At 41.9% G+C, this 15,737-nt stretch carries 15 protein-coding genes; 8 read left to right on the forward strand and 7 right to left on the reverse strand.

Features of this window, described 5'->3' with window-relative positions:
- Nucleotides 1-84 precede the first annotated feature (84 nt).
- The 4 genes from BN3349_RS04465 to BN3349_RS04480 are packed head-to-tail and all read right to left on the reverse strand — an operon-like array spanning nucleotide 85 to nucleotide 4,685.
- The gene (locus tag BN3349_RS04465; RefSeq protein ID WP_040976176.1) at nucleotides 85-987 is read right to left on the reverse strand and encodes a [formate-C-acetyltransferase]-activating enzyme; all 903 of its coding nucleotides are present in this window, start codon (nucleotides 985-987) and stop codon (nucleotides 85-87) included.
- Nucleotides 953-3,253 carry a formate C-acetyltransferase gene (locus BN3349_RS04470; RefSeq protein WP_040976177.1) on the reverse strand — a complete coding sequence of 767 codons (2,301 nt, stop codon included), beginning with the start codon at nucleotides 3,251-3,253 and terminating at the stop codon, nucleotides 953-955. The genes BN3349_RS04465 and BN3349_RS04470 overlap by 35 nt, the downstream gene beginning before the upstream one ends.
- An 18-nt stretch (nucleotides 3,254-3,271) precedes the next feature.
- A complete protein-coding gene (locus tag BN3349_RS04475; RefSeq protein ID WP_040976178.1) occupies nucleotides 3,272-3,583 on the reverse strand; it encodes a PTS fructose-like transporter subunit IIB in 312 nt (103 codons plus the stop codon).
- A 28-nt stretch (nucleotides 3,584-3,611) separates the two neighbouring features.
- Entirely contained in the window at nucleotides 3,612-4,685 is a 1,074-nt protein-coding gene (locus tag BN3349_RS04480; protein ID WP_040976179.1) for a PTS fructose transporter subunit EIIC, read from the reverse strand.
- Nucleotides 4,686-4,992: 307 nt separating this feature from the next.
- Between BN3349_RS04480 and ptsP the strand changes: the two genes are divergently transcribed.
- Together ptsP and BN3349_RS04490 are read left to right on the forward strand one after the other, a co-directional pair.
- A complete protein-coding gene (gene ptsP / locus BN3349_RS04485) occupies nucleotides 4,993-7,491 on the forward strand; it encodes a phosphoenolpyruvate--protein phosphotransferase (protein WP_040976180.1) in 2,499 nt (832 codons plus the stop codon).
- 178 nt (nucleotides 7,492-7,669) lie between these two features.
- On the forward strand, nucleotides 7,670-8,053 hold the full coding sequence (locus tag BN3349_RS04490) for a fructose PTS transporter subunit IIB (protein ID WP_218971801.1): 384 nt from the start codon (nucleotides 7,670-7,672) through the stop codon (nucleotides 8,051-8,053).
- On the opposite strand, the gene BN3349_RS04495 is transcribed toward BN3349_RS04490, so the two are convergent.
- Nucleotides 8,050-8,823 (reverse strand): helix-turn-helix transcriptional regulator, encoded by a 774-nt coding sequence (locus tag BN3349_RS04495; protein WP_218971802.1) that lies wholly within the window; start codon nucleotides 8,821-8,823, stop codon nucleotides 8,050-8,052. The genes BN3349_RS04490 and BN3349_RS04495 overlap by 4 nt on opposite strands.
- Before the next feature lie 161 nt (nucleotides 8,824-8,984).
- Between BN3349_RS04495 and fsa the strand changes: the two genes are divergently transcribed.
- The 4 genes from fsa (at nucleotide 8,985) to ycfP (ending at nucleotide 12,219) form a co-directional block, all read left to right on the forward strand.
- Nucleotides 8,985-9,647: a fructose-6-phosphate aldolase gene (gene fsa, locus BN3349_RS04500; RefSeq protein ID WP_040976181.1), complete on the forward strand. Its 663-nt coding sequence runs from the start codon at nucleotides 8,985-8,987 to the stop codon at nucleotides 9,645-9,647.
- Nucleotides 9,648-9,881: 234 nt separating this feature from the next.
- Nucleotides 9,882-10,616, forward strand: a complete 735-nt coding sequence (gene nfsA, locus BN3349_RS04505; RefSeq protein ID WP_048736298.1) for an oxygen-insensitive NADPH nitroreductase — start codon at nucleotides 9,882-9,884, stop codon at nucleotides 10,614-10,616.
- A 6-nt stretch (nucleotides 10,617-10,622) separates the two neighbouring features.
- A complete protein-coding gene (locus BN3349_RS04510; RefSeq protein ID WP_040976182.1) occupies nucleotides 10,623-11,528 on the forward strand; it encodes an ATP-grasp domain-containing protein in 906 nt (301 codons plus the stop codon).
- 154 nt (nucleotides 11,529-11,682) lie between these two features.
- A complete protein-coding gene (gene ycfP / locus BN3349_RS04515; RefSeq protein WP_040976183.1) occupies nucleotides 11,683-12,219 on the forward strand; it encodes an alpha/beta hydrolase YcfP in 537 nt (178 codons plus the stop codon).
- 33 nt (nucleotides 12,220-12,252) lie between these two features.
- On the opposite strand, the gene BN3349_RS04520 is transcribed toward ycfP, so the two are convergent.
- Nucleotides 12,253-12,867 carry a chalcone isomerase family protein gene (locus BN3349_RS04520; RefSeq protein ID WP_040976184.1) on the reverse strand — a complete coding sequence of 205 codons (615 nt, stop codon included), beginning with the start codon at nucleotides 12,865-12,867 and terminating at the stop codon, nucleotides 12,253-12,255.
- Between the two features lie 211 nt (nucleotides 12,868-13,078).
- On the reverse strand, nucleotides 13,079-14,473 hold the full coding sequence (fumC, locus tag BN3349_RS04525) for a class II fumarate hydratase (RefSeq protein ID WP_032108785.1): 1,395 nt from the start codon (nucleotides 14,471-14,473) through the stop codon (nucleotides 13,079-13,081).
- Between the two features lie 286 nt (nucleotides 14,474-14,759).
- Between fumC and BN3349_RS04530 the strand changes: the two genes are divergently transcribed.
- Both BN3349_RS04530 and BN3349_RS04535 read left to right on the forward strand, forming a co-directional pair.
- Nucleotides 14,760-15,185: a DNA polymerase III subunit chi gene (locus BN3349_RS04530; RefSeq protein WP_040976185.1), complete on the forward strand. Its 426-nt coding sequence runs from the start codon at nucleotides 14,760-14,762 to the stop codon at nucleotides 15,183-15,185.
- A 6-nt stretch (nucleotides 15,186-15,191) separates the two neighbouring features.
- Nucleotides 15,192-15,683 (forward strand): GNAT family N-acetyltransferase, encoded by a 492-nt coding sequence (locus BN3349_RS04535; RefSeq protein ID WP_040976186.1) that lies wholly within the window; start codon nucleotides 15,192-15,194, stop codon nucleotides 15,681-15,683.
- Nucleotides 15,684-15,737: the final 54 nt, after the last annotated feature.

A 15,737-nucleotide genomic window follows, 5' to 3' on the forward strand; every position in this document is an offset into this window, starting at 1 on the left:
CTCAAACGATATTAATGTCATTCGTCGGAAATTTTAAATCAATCAAGCTATGATAGCGCTATATTGGCTTAGTCTATTATATCGTCATCCTCCTTGAACTACCCGATATCCACGTTCTTCAATCAAATGTTTAATCGGTTCAATGTCGCTTTCTTCGGGGGTAGGAAGGTTTTTTAAAGCATAGGGTTTATTGATTAATTCATATTTTGGCGTACCAAATTGATGAAATGGTAGAATGTGAACTTCTTCGATGGCGGCAAAGGCATGGAGAAAACGCAATACTTTTTCTACGTTTTCCATTGAAAGCGTATAAGTTGGGATTAACGGCAGACGAGGGATTAGATTAATACCTTTTTCATAGAGTCTTTGGAAATTAGAAAGCACGCGGTCTAAGTGGATATGCAATTTTCTTTTAGCTTTAGTTTCATCCATAATTTTGAAGTCGAAAAGGACTTCGTCGCAGTATTGAGCGACGGAATAAAAGTCGTCAAAATTACAATCACCGGCAGTTTCAATGGCAGTCGAAATGCCGAGACGTTTGAGTTCTTTAAGTAATTGGCTGGCGAATTCCGCTTGTAGTAATACTTCTCCACCTGAAAGAGTAACGCCGCCACCAGAAGTGCGGTAAAAAATTTCGTCTTTTAGAATTTTATCAATAAGTACATGAAGGCTGATATCATAGCCAATCCATTCCAATGCACCGCTTGGACATTCCTTGGGATCGTTGCTGCACAGGTCGTTATGAATACATTTTGATAAACGACGAACTAGCTGTGGTTGGTAAGATATTGATTCAGGGTTTGCACACCAAGGACAGCGGTGTGCACAACCTTTAAAGAATATTACTGTACGAATACCCTTGCCATCATTGAGTGAATAACGTTGAATATTGAATATTCGCCCCAGATGACCTTTTGGCTTAGTAAAATAAGCTGAATGGGTTGAGTCTGTTTTACAGTTGATGCGATGTTCTACGAATGATGTCATCTTGAATTTCCTTCGACAACTCAACAAAAAAAGCGCTATAGCCGGCCACTCTCACCACTAAACCTGCAAAATCTTGAGGACGTTTTTGCGCTTCACGTAAGGTCTCTGCGTTCAATACGTTAAATTGTATATGTTGTAATTTGAGTTTACTAAAAGCTTGTAAGAAATCAGCAAGCTTATTCAAGCCGTTGTCGCCATCTAAGGTAGCAGGAGTAAATTTTACATTTAATAGTGTGCCATTCGAGAGTAAATAATTATCCAATTTACTCACAGATTTTAGCACTGCGGTTGGTCCGTGTTGATCTTGTCCAAGCATTGGTGATAAACCGCCATCGGCAAGTTGTTCTTTGGCATATCTACCATCTGGCGTCGCCCCAACTACAGCGCCTAATGGCACGTGAGCCGATACAGTGTAGGAGCCAGGTGAGAAATGTCCGCCACGAGGATTTGTGTATTTTTCCACTTCCTTGCAGTATAAACGAAGTAATTCGGCGCTGATGTTATCCACTTCGTCAATATCATTGCCGTATTTTTCAAAGCGGTTGATTAAGCGGGTACGGATTTTTTGTCCTTCTTCGGTTGCAAAGTTAGAACGTAGCACGTCAAGTAATTGATTAAAACTCAATCGTTTTTCATTAAACACGATACCTCTTAAGGCGTGTAATGAATCGCTCAGATTGGCAATACCGATGCCTTGTACGCCTGAAAAATTATATCTTGCTCCCCCTTCTGTGATATCTTTACCATTTTGAATGCAGTCTAATACGAATGATGAGAGTAACGGTACTGGCGCCCAGTCGCGGTGCCCGATATCACAAATGTTGCTGCCTTCTGCCATCAATTTTACATAATAGCGAATATTTGCCTTGATTTGTTCGAATAGGCTTTCGTAAGTGAGATTTGCAGTATTTTCATTTTCGTAGAGCGTGATTTCCATGACTTTCAATAGGTTAAACATCGCGATGTCGTGTAAACCGTAAGTGCGACCTGGAATTGACAATTCTACGCAGCCCACTACAGAATAATCACGGGCATCTTCTAATTTAACACCTCGATTTAGGAACGCCGGTACAATAACTTCATCATTGAAAATTTGCGGAATTCCTGTGCCTAAGCGAATAGTCTCGGCTGTTTTGAGCAAGAATTTACGATCGATCAGTTCATTAATTCGCACGCCTAAATTTGGTTGTGGCAAGCATACATCTTGGTAAGCCTCTAAACATAAGAATGATAATTCGTTTACCGCACTATGCCCAATTTTATCCAAACCGCCTAATAATGCAGTGTAGCCGGATGGAAAGCCGGCAAAGTATCTTGCGCTACCAGTTGAGCGCAATAATACGATATCATTACATTTTACCCAAAGGCTGGTTAAATATTCTTTTAAATCGGCAATATTTTCACCATTTGCCACAGATGCACGATAAAACGGCAACATATATTGGTCGAACCGCCCAAGAGAAATAGAGCTAGCATTAGATTCATATTGCAAAATGATGTTTATATACCAGAATAATTGGCAAGCCTGATAGAAATCAGTCGGTTTATTTTCCACCACAAATTCAGAAATGTCTGCAATACGAAGCAATTCTGTTTTACGCACAGTATCCGCACAATTTATCGCCATTTCACGAGCTAGTGTCACATAACGCAAAATATGACGTTGTGATGCTTTTAGCAAGATTAGCACCGCTTGATAAAAATCATTGTTAGGTTTTTTATCACAAAGTGCGGTCAATTCTGCCACCAATTTGCCCAGACCGTTTTCAAGCAAACGTGGGTAATCAATGATAATATGTCCTTGCCCTTTATCTGTTTGATTGATGCTGAAAATCCGTTTTGTTTCAGCATCACGTACAATTGGTGGAATTTGGGCATTGATAAAATCTTTCATGGAACGTTTTTCCCAATAGGGAAACAGTGTTTCACGATAGTATTGTTTATCTTCCTCCGAAATGAAGAATTTATCCTGTGGTCGTGTCGAAAATATATCCAGTTCTTGTAAAATCCAGTATGGATCCATCTCTGGTGAAATTATTCCAGCACGAGGTTTTACTGTACGATTTCCTGCTATCAATTCATTTTCACGAATAGAAATCTGCACTTTATCTAATATATTCGCAGTTGCTTTTGCTCGGCGAATAATAGTTGGTTCGCCTTCCGTTTGTTGATGACTTTCCGTATAAAGTATAGATCGTTCTAAAGAAATTTCACGGCCGCCAGTAAATAAACCCGTTTTGAGTAAATTAATGCGAGAACTAGTCATTTTTGATTCCTTGATACGTTATGCCAAATGTGTTGCGATTTTGTCCAGGATTTGTGGCGCTTTTTTCACAGCATCGCTAATTCCGATTTTTGCCATAGGTTTACCTGCAAAGCGTTCTTCATTTTTGATACCAATATCTTTTGTTAAGATGATGAAATCTGCTTTTGCTATATCATCAGTGGTTAATTCATTTTCAATACCAATAGAACCTTGAGTTTCTACTTTACATTCCCAGCCACGAGCTTTTGCAGCACTTTCAAGGGCTTCTGCTGCCATATAAGTATGAGCGACGCCGGATGGACAAGCGGTTACAGCAATAATGTATGTCATAATTAACTCCTTGGAGGTTTTGTATAAATTAAATAAATTCAATATTCAAATCATCATTAGATTCATCAGTTCTCAATGGCGTATTTTTAGTTAATTTTTTCAAAATAACGATAGACAGCGCACACACTAATGAACCTACAATCATGCCTACGAGATAACCTAGTTTGCCTGTGACGACCGGTAGTACGATAATTCCTCCCCAACCGGCATAACATTCTGCACCGAGTAAGACAGAAACAACACCGCCAGCAACCGCACCTAGCATAGTTGATGGAATTATTCGCAATGGATCCGAAGCTGCAAATGGAATCGCGCCTTCACTTATACCAACACAGCCCATAATAATAGCTGCTTTACCAGCTTCACGTTCATCAGCAGTGAATAAATTTTTGGCTAAAAATGTGGCTAAACCAGCTCCAATGGCCGGTACTGCGATTGCAATGGCTATGGCTGCAACAATATTGTAAATGCCTTCACCAACACAAATCAGCATAAATGCGTAGGCAACTTTATTTACAGGACCGCCTAAATCAAAACCGATCATGGCACAGGTAATAATTGCGAGTATTACCGCGCCACTTGCTTGCATTCCTTTTAACCAAGTGGTTAAGCTCGTAGTCAAATATCCAATAGGCTCACCTAGACCCCACATCATAATACCTGCGGTAATAAATGTGCCGATAATCGGGATGATGAAAATAGGCATAACCGAGCGTAACACTTGCGGTACTTTGATCTTTTTTAAATAAAACACCACAATACCACCGATTAAACCCGCAAATAATGCGCCAAAAAATCCGGCTCCAAATGAATTGCCCACCCAAGCCGCAATTGCACAAGGTGCAAGTGCCGCGCGTTCTGCAATGGAATAGCCGATGTAAGCCGCTAGGAATGGGGTCATTAGTGTTAAACCCGCTACGCCAATGTTAAATAATTTATGTAAAAATGGATCATTTGTCACATCCGGCACGCCACCTTGTCCAAATAACATTACAGCTACGGCTAACAAGATCCCACCTGATACCACAAATGGAATCATATGTGACACCCCTGTCATTAAATGTTGACGAGTGTGTTTTAAAATCTGAGTTAAGTCATTCATGGTCATCTCCTGAAAATTATTATTGGAATTAAAATAACATCAGAACGTTATTGGCAAATATATTAGGAAAAAGCAAAAAAGTGGAATAGTGGATTTTTTTATTATTTTCTGGATTTTTGTATTCTTTTATTCAAAGTGTGAAGTACTTCAAATTTTTTTAATATATTATAACTTAATGATTTTTAGGTGTGATTGTAAAATAATAAGTATCTTACATTTATCCAGTTTTTAGATTTTTTTTCATATAGCTTGATATTCGTCCATTTCGTATTCTATAAAACACAAACATACATATAGGAGCTTGGCGATGTCTTTACAAATTCAATTTATCTGCGAATTGCCTAATGGTATTCATGCACGTCCGGCAAGCCATATAGAAGCCGTGTGTAAACATTTTAAAGCCGATATTCAATGGATGAATGAACGCACTCAAATAATCGGTGATGCTAAAAGCGTACTTTCCCTAATTGGTACTAATACTATGAAAAATGATGCTTGCCGCTTAACGATTGACGGTGAAGATGAGCAAGCTGCCTTTGAACGCTTAAAAACTTATCTCGAAAATGAATTTCCGTTCTGTGATGAGATACTTACTCAAATGAATGGTAATGTTGAACCGTTACCGCGCTCACTTGCTAATCTCAAGCCGAAAATTATTCGGGCAAAAACAGTTTGTAATGGTTCAGCCAAAGGTAAGCTGCATATAGTGGGGGGAATTGATTTTACAAAATACTCTGATTTCCCGATTGTTTGTTCTCTGGATGAAGAAGCTGGGCAACTAAAAAGTGCGGTTAAAAATTTGCAAAAATTCATTAATATGCAAATTAGTCTTGCCACTGACTCATCAAAGGATATTTTGGCAGCCCATTTGGCTATTTTGACAGATAGTCAGTTTAATCAAAAATTAATAGAGAGTGTAGCAGAAACAGGCTGTGCGGGCAGTGCTATTGTGGCGACCGCTGAGTACTTTAGTGCACAATTTAAATCCTCCGATAGTGAATATTTGCGAGAGCGCGAATTAGATATCCGTGATATTTGCTTACAATTATTACAGAAAATCTATGGAAAGGAATATTTCCCGACTAAGCAGGTATTGCAAGAAGACGCAATTTGCATCGCCGAGGAATTAACGCCGAGCCAATTTTTAGAACTTGATAAGAAATATCTTAGAGGCTTGTTACTTAAATCAGGTGGCACAACGTCACACACTGTGATTTTAGCGCGTTCATTTAATATTCCGACATTAGTTGATGTAGATACCCAAAGCCTTATGTATTATTTGGGGCAAGATGTAGAAATTGATGGTGATCTTGGCGTGATTTGCTACGACCTTTCACCAGCAGTGAGCCGTTATTATCAATTAGAACGTGCATTACAAGCTAATTTATGTGCGAAACAAAAAGCCTTTTTAGAGTGTGAAGGGCGTACGGCTGATGATATAAAAGTAGAGATCGCCGCTAACATTGCCCACTCAATAGAAGCGCAAACCGCCTTTGACAATGGTGCGGAAAGCATCGGTTTATTTCGTACTGAAATGCTTTATATGGATCGTCATAATGAACCAAGCGAAGATGAACTCTACAACACCTTTTGTCAGGTTATAGCAAATGCTGAAAACCGTTCTATTATTATCCGCACTTTTGACATCGGCGGTGATAAACCCGTAGATTATCTCCGCATTCCGGCGGAGAACAATCCGTTTTTAGGTTATCGAGCGGTGCGAATTTACCAAGAGTTTTTAGCACTGTTCCGTACTCAACTTAAAGCAATTTTACGAGCATCAGCCCATGGTAATTTAAAAATTATGATTCCAATGATTTCTTCTATGGAGGAAATTCTATGGGTAAAAGAAGAATTGATGACGATCAAACAACAGCTACGAACCGAAAAAATTCCATTCGACGAAAAGATCCAGTTCGGCATAATGTTAGAAGTGCCATCTGTGATGTTTATTATCGATCAGTGTTGTGAAGAAGTGGACTTCTTCAGTATAGGTAGCAACGACTTAACTCAATATTTATTGGCGGTAGATCGAGATAATTCAAAAGTTACCAAACATTACAACAGTTTAAATCCCGCTTTTTTGCGTGGTTTAGATTATATCGTGGAAAGAGTGCATCATTATGGCAAATGGGTGGGGATCTGTGGTGAATTAGGCGCAAAAGGATCCGTTCTTCCGCTATTAGTTGGCTTAGGTTTAGATGAACTGAGTATGAGTTCGCCCAATATTTTAGCGACGAAAGCACGCCTTGCAAAATTGCATAAAGCTGAATGTCGTATTTTGCTAAATGAAGCGATGAATTGCCGCACCGCATTAGAGGTAGAACATTTGTTGGCTCAATTTACCATGAGTCAAGGTGATTTACCCATGATTAGTATTGATAGCATTACGGTAAACCCAGATTGGCAAAGCAAAGAAGAAATTATTAAAGGCATGACCGATAGATTGCTTATTGCCGAACGCTGCCGCTACCCGCGCAAACTTGCTGAAGATATTTGGCTAAGAGAAGATGTATTTTCTACTGCGCTTGGTTATGGCTTTGCTATTCCACATACTAAATCAGAACATATTGAGCAATCCACTATTAGCGTAGCAAAACTTGCCACACCGGTATTATGGGGGGAAGAACAAGTCAATTTTGTTATTATGCTTACACTTAACAAACATTCTGCCGGTGATCAGCATATGCGAATTTTTTCTAAACTTGCCCGCAGAATTATGCATGAAGCTTTCAGAAATCAAATTATGAATGCCCAAAGTGCGGTTGAAATTGAGCAAATTTTGAAAAATGAATTAGAAATTTAGGATGAGTATTATCGCAATTCAGCGAGTTTAGTCGAAATTGACTTATAAAACCATGCGAATAGTTAAAAGCAAAGTGTAGAGTATATTTTAAGCCGAAAATAGTACTATTCTCTTGAATATGTACAATTTTCCAATAATTAGATGTTTTATCATGTAGTCTCTTGAGCGAGTTAGATTTATGCTTACCACCAATGACAAACAATTGAATAGAACAATGATTAAATTAAATATTTGTGCAGTAACGGCTTGTATCAGTGGTGTTGCTCATACTTATATGGCAGCAACACAATTAGAGAAAATTGCACCATTAAAGAATTGGCATATCAAAGTAGAAACGCAAGGTGCATTAGGAATTGAAAATGAACTTCAACCTGATGATATTGTTAAATCGGACATAGTATTACTGATCTGCAATACGGCTATCAAAATGTCCGAACGTTTTGAAAAATGTCGTTGCATTGAAATGGATATTAGCCAATTTTTATTGAATAACGACAAGTTATTTCAAGCGGTCCAGAAAATAATGTTGCGACCTAAAGGTACGAAAATACAGTTGGACTAACTTTCGTTGAGTAACTGGCTATGATATTGGCTGCGGTATTCAGAGGGGGAGCGAGCTGTTTTCTTTTTAAAAATTCGACAAAAATAGTTACTGTCTTTGAATCCGGCGGCAAGAGCAATTTCTTGCACATTAAGATCGTAACGTTTAAGTAAGCTTTTTGCGTGTTCTAAACGAAGTTGGTTGATATATTGATTTAGTCCCATTCGGCTTTTTTGTTGAAATAGAAAAGAGAGATAATTGGGCGAAATATGAAAGGTTTTCGCGATACTTTCTCGCGTCAGATCTTCGGTAAAATGCAGTTCGATATATTGGCGAATACCTTCAAACAGATCACGTGTTTTCGGTGTGGTTTTGATGCGTGATGAAAGTAAATCAAGGCAGTTACTCAATAAACTGCTAAGTAAAAATGAGGCTGTCTGCTGATATTGTTCTTGGTAATGAATTGATAATTCACTCAGTGCTTGCAGAATAAATGCGCCAACACGCGCTCCTCGGCGAGGCGAGTTAAGCTGTTCTATTTGCACCAGTCGTGAACCGTCCCATTGCGATAAGCTTAAGCCAAGTTGCTGTTTCCCAAATAAAATACTGAGAGTGGTTGTCGGTGTTGAATAAGTTGCTTTATTCCATGCGTTAGGGGAAATAAACAAAAAATCGCCAGATTGTAAACAGTGTTGAAGGTATAAATCGTTATGGTTCCATTCCATAAACTGTTCTCCATCAAGCACTATTTCAAGGCGAGGAAAATCTACTTGATAAGCTAATGAAGACATACCGTTACTACTATTGGCGAAAAAAGAGCGGTGCAAATTTCGATTATTTTGCACAAAATCGATCAAAATTTTTTTTATTGAAAGGGTTGTCATAAGCTAATCAAACCAATGAAATGATAACGCAGTGTAACCCATTATCAGAAAATCACAAGGAGTACATTATGGAATTCTATCTCGATACTGCAAATGTTCAAGCTGTCCGCAAGCTCAGTCGCGTATTGCCAATTGCAGGTGTCACTACTAATCCAAGCATTATTGCGAAAGAAAAACGTCATGCTTTTGATATATTGGCTGAACTACAGGATATTATTGGTGAAAATGGGCGATTATTTGCACAAACACTCAGTCGAGATGCTGACAACATGGTTATAGAAGCTCTGCAATTACGTGAAAAATTTCCGTCGATCGTAGTAAAAGTGCCGGCAACACCAGAAGGCATTGTAGCCATTAAAATATTAACCGCTCAAAATATACCGACCCTCGGTACGGCAGTTTATGGTGCAGTCCAAGGTTTTTTGGCAGCGCTAGCAGGTGCGAAATATGTAGCACCTTATGTTAATCGCATTGATGCTCAGGGTGGTAATGGCGTAGAGACCGTGCATGAATTACAACGCTTGTTAGATTTACATAAACCGGATTCTATGGTGTTAGCGGCAAGTTTCCGTACTCCACGCCAAGTGTTAGATTGTATGCTTACAGGCAGCCGTTCTATCACTATTGGTACTGATGTAGCAGAATTACTTCTTGCAGATCCTGCGGTTTTCGCTGCGCTTGATAAATTTGATACAGATTGGAACGGAGCATTTAATAAACTGTCATTCTAAAAACATAAGAAATAAATACTCTGTGCTTTGCTTTTAAAAAATTGGGTAATATTGAAACACTAAGCTCTGTATTATGCAGAGCTTAGTGTTTTTTTATAATGGTCTAATTTATTTTTAGTGATAAAAAAATCTCAATAATTCTACCCGATCAACGGAAAAAGAATAAAGCGTTTTTCTGCATTGTTGCGATTGGTGTAATATATGAGAACGGAAAATCACTGATGGAAATTAATTATGACGGTGCAGCAATCTACTTCACAAACTTTGGCATGTATTTTATCTCATCGTTCTATTCGTAAATTCAGCGCGCAGCCTATTGACGAGCAGATTATCAGCAATTTGGTGGATGCTGCCCGTTTTGCTTCGACGTCCAATCATCTGCAATGTGTTTCTATTATTCGGGTGACGGATGCCACGCTACGTGAGGCGATGATGGTCTGTTGTGCTAATCAGGAATATGTGCAAAGCGCGCCGGAGTTTTGGGTGTTTTGCGTCGATTTTTATAAACACAAACAGATTTGTCCGCAGGCGCAGTTAGATTATGCGGAGGTGCTGCAAATCGGTGCGGTGGATACCGGCATTATGGCGCAGAACGTGATGATTGCGGCGGAAAGCCTGGGGCTGGGCGGCGTGTTTATCGGTTCTTTGCGCAATCAAATGGAAAAAGTCGGTGAATTGCTGCAACTGCCGCCGCATACTTTGCCGATGCTCGGGTTGTGTTTGGGGTATCCGCAGCAGGATCCGCCGTTGAAACCGCGTTTGCCACAGGCGGCGATGTTTTTTGAGAATGCCTATCACCCCATGGATGTCTCGCTGTTGGAGGATTATAATGTGCAGGTGGCTGATTATTATCAAAAACGCAGCGCAATCGATATGGACTGGTCGAGAAATGTGATTAAAACTTTGTCCAAACCGGTGCGTCCAGATGTGTTGGCTTATCTGCACAAACAGGGATTTGTTAAAAAGTAGGTGACTATGAAATTGCTAATGCTATGCCGCGAACCGCGCTTATATAGCTGTCGGCGGCTGAAAGAGGCGGCGGAAGAGAGCGGACATCAAATGGATATTTTGGATCCGAACCGCTGTTTGCTGAAACTGGCGGGAAATCCACCGCACTTTCAGTTATATTATCAGTCTAATACGGACAGCGAGCCTTATTTGTTGCCCGATTATGACGCGGTTATTCCGCGTTTCGGAACTGCCAGCACGCAAATGGGCTGTGCGGTTTTGCGCCATTTCGCGGCAAAAAATGTGCCTTGTTTAAACGGCGAGAGCGCTTTTTTAAATGCGCGTGATAAATGGCGCAGCCTGCAATTATTGGCGAGTGCCGGTATTGCATTGCCGCCGTCGGTGCTTTCCGGCAGTGAATTTCAGGCAACGCAGGCGGTTAGTCGGATCGGTTCGCCGACAATTTTGAAAACCTTAAATGGCGCGCAGGGCATCGGGGTGATTCTGGCGGACAAAGCGCAAAGTGCGGTCAGTATTTTGGAAACATTAACGCATACGGACGTGCCGGTGTTATTGCAGGATTTTATTGCAGAGGCGCAAGGCATGGATTTTCGTTGTTTCGTCGTGGGCGGGCAGGTGGTTGCCAGCATGCGGCGTATCGGACAAAATGGCGAATTCAGAGCTAATTTCCACCGCGGCGGCACGGCGGAAAAAGTCCGCCTGAGTGAGGCGGAAAAAGCCATTGCGGTAAAAGCGGCAACCACGTTGGGCTTGGATGTGGCGGGCGGGGGTTTGATTTGTTCCGCACAGGGCTTGCTGGTGTTGGAAGTGAACGCCAGTCCGGGGCTGGAGATGATCGAAAAAACCAGCGGGATCGATATTGCGCTTCAAATGATTGCCCATGTTGAGAAAAAATTAAAATCGGCGTCCTAGCTTGAATGGAAAACCGTCGGTTACGCCGCAAAGTGCGGTGAAAAATCGGCGCGTTTTGCTTTTCATCTTATCGCTTCGGCATTACAATGCCTGTAGCGGCAGCCGTACGGTTTTCTGTACTGCGGCAGTCCATCGAAATAATGAAGGAGTTATCATGATTATCTATTTACACGGGTTTGATTCCAGTAGTCCGGGTAACTACGAAAAAATTATACAGTTGAAGTTTATTGATGATGATGTGCGCTTTGTGAATTACAGCACGCTGCATCCGCGTCATGATATGCAGTTTCTGCTCAATGAGGTGCATAAATTGGTTTCGGAAAGCCGTGATCCGACGCCGTTGATCTGCGGCGTTGGGTTAGGCGGTTACTGGGCGGAGCGTATCGGTTTTTTATGTGGCATTAAGCAGGCGATTTTTAATCCGAATCTGTTTCCTTATGAAAATATGGCAGGGAAAATTGACCGCCCGGAAGAATATGAAGATATTGCCACCAAATGCGTAGAAAATTTTCGCCAGAAGAATAAAGGGCATTGTCTGGTGTTTTTATCCCGGCAGGATGAATATTTAGATTCTTCTCGCAGTGCAGAGACTTTATCGCCCTTTTATGAGGTGATTTGGGATGCGGTGGAAACCCATAAATTCAGCAAAATCTCTCAGCATTTGCAGCGTTTGAAACGTTTTAAGGCCTAGCGTTTTTTTATCCGCAGCCGAAATGCCCGGCGCTTATGTGGCATCTTTGCTGCGGTCTTGCATTTCAAAATCTGGCGGCAATTGCGGATCGGCATCTTCTTCATTAAGTTGCTTGACTTCCGGGGTCGCCATGAGTTGTTCCGTTTTATCGTCGTGCGCAGGTTTGTCTTTGCCGAGTAATTGGTTTTGCAGTTGTGCGTAACTGCTTTGCGGTGACAGCCAAACGGCAAGCAGTGCCTGATTGAACTGCATATCGAATTCGTGGGCTAACACCGTATCGTTTAAAATAAAATAGCCGCGATCCGTCAGTGCGATATAGCTTAGTACGTCATTGGGCGAAAAATCGGGAAAGATTTCCTGCATTTTTTTCAGCCAAGCCGCCGAACTGTCTTTGTTAAAACGCTGCGCGTTCATTTCCTTAACCAGACCGATGGCGAAACTTTTTCCTTCCACCGGCTTGGCGTATTTAAACGAAATCATTAACGGTCGCTGATTTTCCTGATAAGCGCCGGTCTCGCTATAAAGACTGACGGTATAAACATGAAAAGGCCCCCAGTTATAATCGACATTACCGACACTTATCCAATGAGCGGAAAGTGCGGTGGAAAACAACCAAGCAAGCAGTAACAAAAAAACCTTAAGTTTCATCAGAATTTCCTTGTTGGGTCAATCCCTTCTCCGGCAGCGCGTCAGGCGTTTCGGAACGGAATGTTATTCTTTTCAAATTGGCGGCAGACTGGATTGTTATAGGGCTGCCGGAATAATATATAGGGTTTATCAACGCTGGGCTGATTATATCAACAAATACGAAAAAGGCGAGAATTGCTCCCGCCTTTCGCTTAATTTTTGTCTGAACGGTTTATTTTAAACTGCCGACCATATCTTCTGGGCGCACCCACTGATCAAATTGTTCTGCGCTTAACAAGCCTAAATTAATCGCTTCTTCTTTTAGCGTGGTACCGTTTTTGTGTGCGGTTTTCGCAATTTTTGCCGCATTTTCATAACCGATATGGGTATTTAACGCGGTAACCAGCATTAATGAATTGTCCAGCTGCATTTTAATGCGCGGATAGTTCGGTTCGATACCGGCGGCGCAGTGTTCGTCAAAGGAGACACAGGCATCCGCCAGCAATTGTGCAGATTGCAGGAAGTTCGCCGCCATAACCGGTTTAAATACATTTAGCTGGAAATGTCCTTGTGAACCGGCAAATGAAATGGTGGTATCGTTGCCCAACACTTGTGCGCAGACCATGGTCATCGCTTCACATTGAGTTGGATTCACTTTGCCCGGCATAATTGATGAACCCGGTTCGTTTTCCGGAATCAGAATTTCGCCGATCCCGGAACGCGGACCGGAGGCAAGCAGGCGAATATCATTGGCGATTTTAAATAATGACATCGCCAGCTGTTTTAATGCGCCGTGCGTTTCCACCACTGCATCATGTGTGGCTAGTGCTTCAAATTTGTTTTCCGCAGTAATGAACGGCAAACCGGTGAATTTCGCAATATAATCGGCGACTTTCACATCGTAGCCTTTCGGGGTGTTTAACCCGGTGCCGACCGCCGTACCGCCTAATGCCAGTTGGCTTAAGTGCGGTAGGGTGTTTTTCAGTGCCAATAAACCGAAATGCAGCTGTGCGGCATAGGCGGAAAATTCTTGTCCTAAGGTGAGTGGTGTGGCGTCCATTAAATGAGTACGTCCGATTTTAACCACATCTTTGAATGCTTCGGCTTTTGCCGCAAAGGTTTTTTGTAATCGTTCAACGCAAGGAATAGTAACTTCCACCACTTTTTTATAGGCGGCGATATGCATTGCTGTCGGATAAGTATCGTTGGATGACTGGGATTTATTGACATCGTCATTCGGATGAATGACCGATTTTTCACCCAGTTTACCGCCGTTCAGCACATGTGCGCGGTTGGCGATGACTTCGTTGAGGTTCATATTTGATTGGGTACCCGAACCGGTTTGCCAGATCACCAGCGGGAACTGCTCATCTAATTTGCCCGCCAAAATTTCATCGCAGGCTTGCGCAATCAGATCGCGTTTTTCCAGCGCCAAAACTCCTAAATCATAGTTGGCATAGGCGGCGGCTTTTTTCAGATAGCCGAACGCTTCAATAATTTCTTTCGGCATTGAGGCGGCGGGACCGATTTTGAAGTTATTGCGTGAACGTTCGGTTTGTGCCGCCCAGTATTTATCGGCAGGCACTTTCACTTCGCCCATGGTGTCTTTTTCGATACGAAATTCCATTATAATTACCTCTTGTTAAATATAAGAAAACAGGGCAAGTCTAACATTTCAGCGAGGTGAATGGAATGTAGGAGGAATTGTAAACTTCGGTTTTGTGATTTAGATCATAAAGTGCGGTGGATTTTTTAATATTTTCCGAACCTTAGTAAAAGCTGTCGGTTTTTTGCCCGTTTAAAAAATTAATATTTTATCTTCACCGGATTTTTCGCTAAAATCTTGCAGTTTAACAACCCGTTTTTCTTCGTTGTCCGCCACGGACAACAGCCTAAGCTGGAGTAATGATTGTATGTCAAAACACGCTCAGTTTTACATTCTGCATAACGCGCAGAGCGCGCAGGCACTCGCCTGTGATTTGGCGGCTTCCGCTTGGCGTTTGGGCAAACGGGTGCTGATTGCCTGTGCTACCGAGGCACAGGCGCTGGATATTGATGAAGCGCTGTGGCAGCGGGATCCGGAACAGTTTGTTCCGCATAATTTATCCGGCGAAATCACCCAATACGCCACGCCGATTGAGATTTCTTGGGGTGATAAACGCAATGCGCAGCGGCGGGATTTATTGATTAACTTACAAATGCAGGTACCGGATTTTGCCGCCGCGTTCAATCAGGCGATTGATTTTGTGCCGGCAGAAGAAGCACTGAAAGCGCAGGCGCGCGAACGTTATAAACAATATCGCCAGCTTGGTTGGCAGCTGAGTACCGAGCAGACATAAGGAGAGATGATGTTTCGTTTGAGCGCAGCCGATGATTTGCCCCGTATTTTAGATATTTACAATCAGGTTATTGCGCGGCGCACTGTCAGCGCCGATTTGCAACCGGTAACGCTGGCAGACCGGCAAGATTGGTTTGATTTTCATCGCAACAGCAACGAGTATCCTTTATGGGTTTATGAGGCGGATAATCATGTGCTCGGCTGGTGCAGCTATTCGCCGTTTTATCAACGTGCCGCCTATGATGGCGCGGTGGAGGTGAGTTTTTATCTGGACAAGGCGGTGCAAGGCAAAGGCATCGGTAAGCAATGCGTCAGTTTTCTGATTGAGCAAATGCCGGCTTACCGCTTGCACACCTTATTGGCGTTTGTCTTCGGCGGCAATGCTCAGAGTCTGGGATTGCTACACCGGATGGGATTTGAAATCTGGGGCCGATTACCGCAGGTTGCTGATATGCAGGATCATTTTGAAGATTTAGTGATACTGGGGTTTAAAAGCTGAAAATTACTCAAGTTCGTTGGTGGCTGAACACGGATTAACAAGAATTTATACACA

The sequence above is a fragment of the Necropsobacter massiliensis genome, from assembly GCF_000827595.2.
Classification (GTDB): Bacteria; Pseudomonadota; Gammaproteobacteria; order Enterobacterales; family Pasteurellaceae; genus Necropsobacter; species Necropsobacter massiliensis.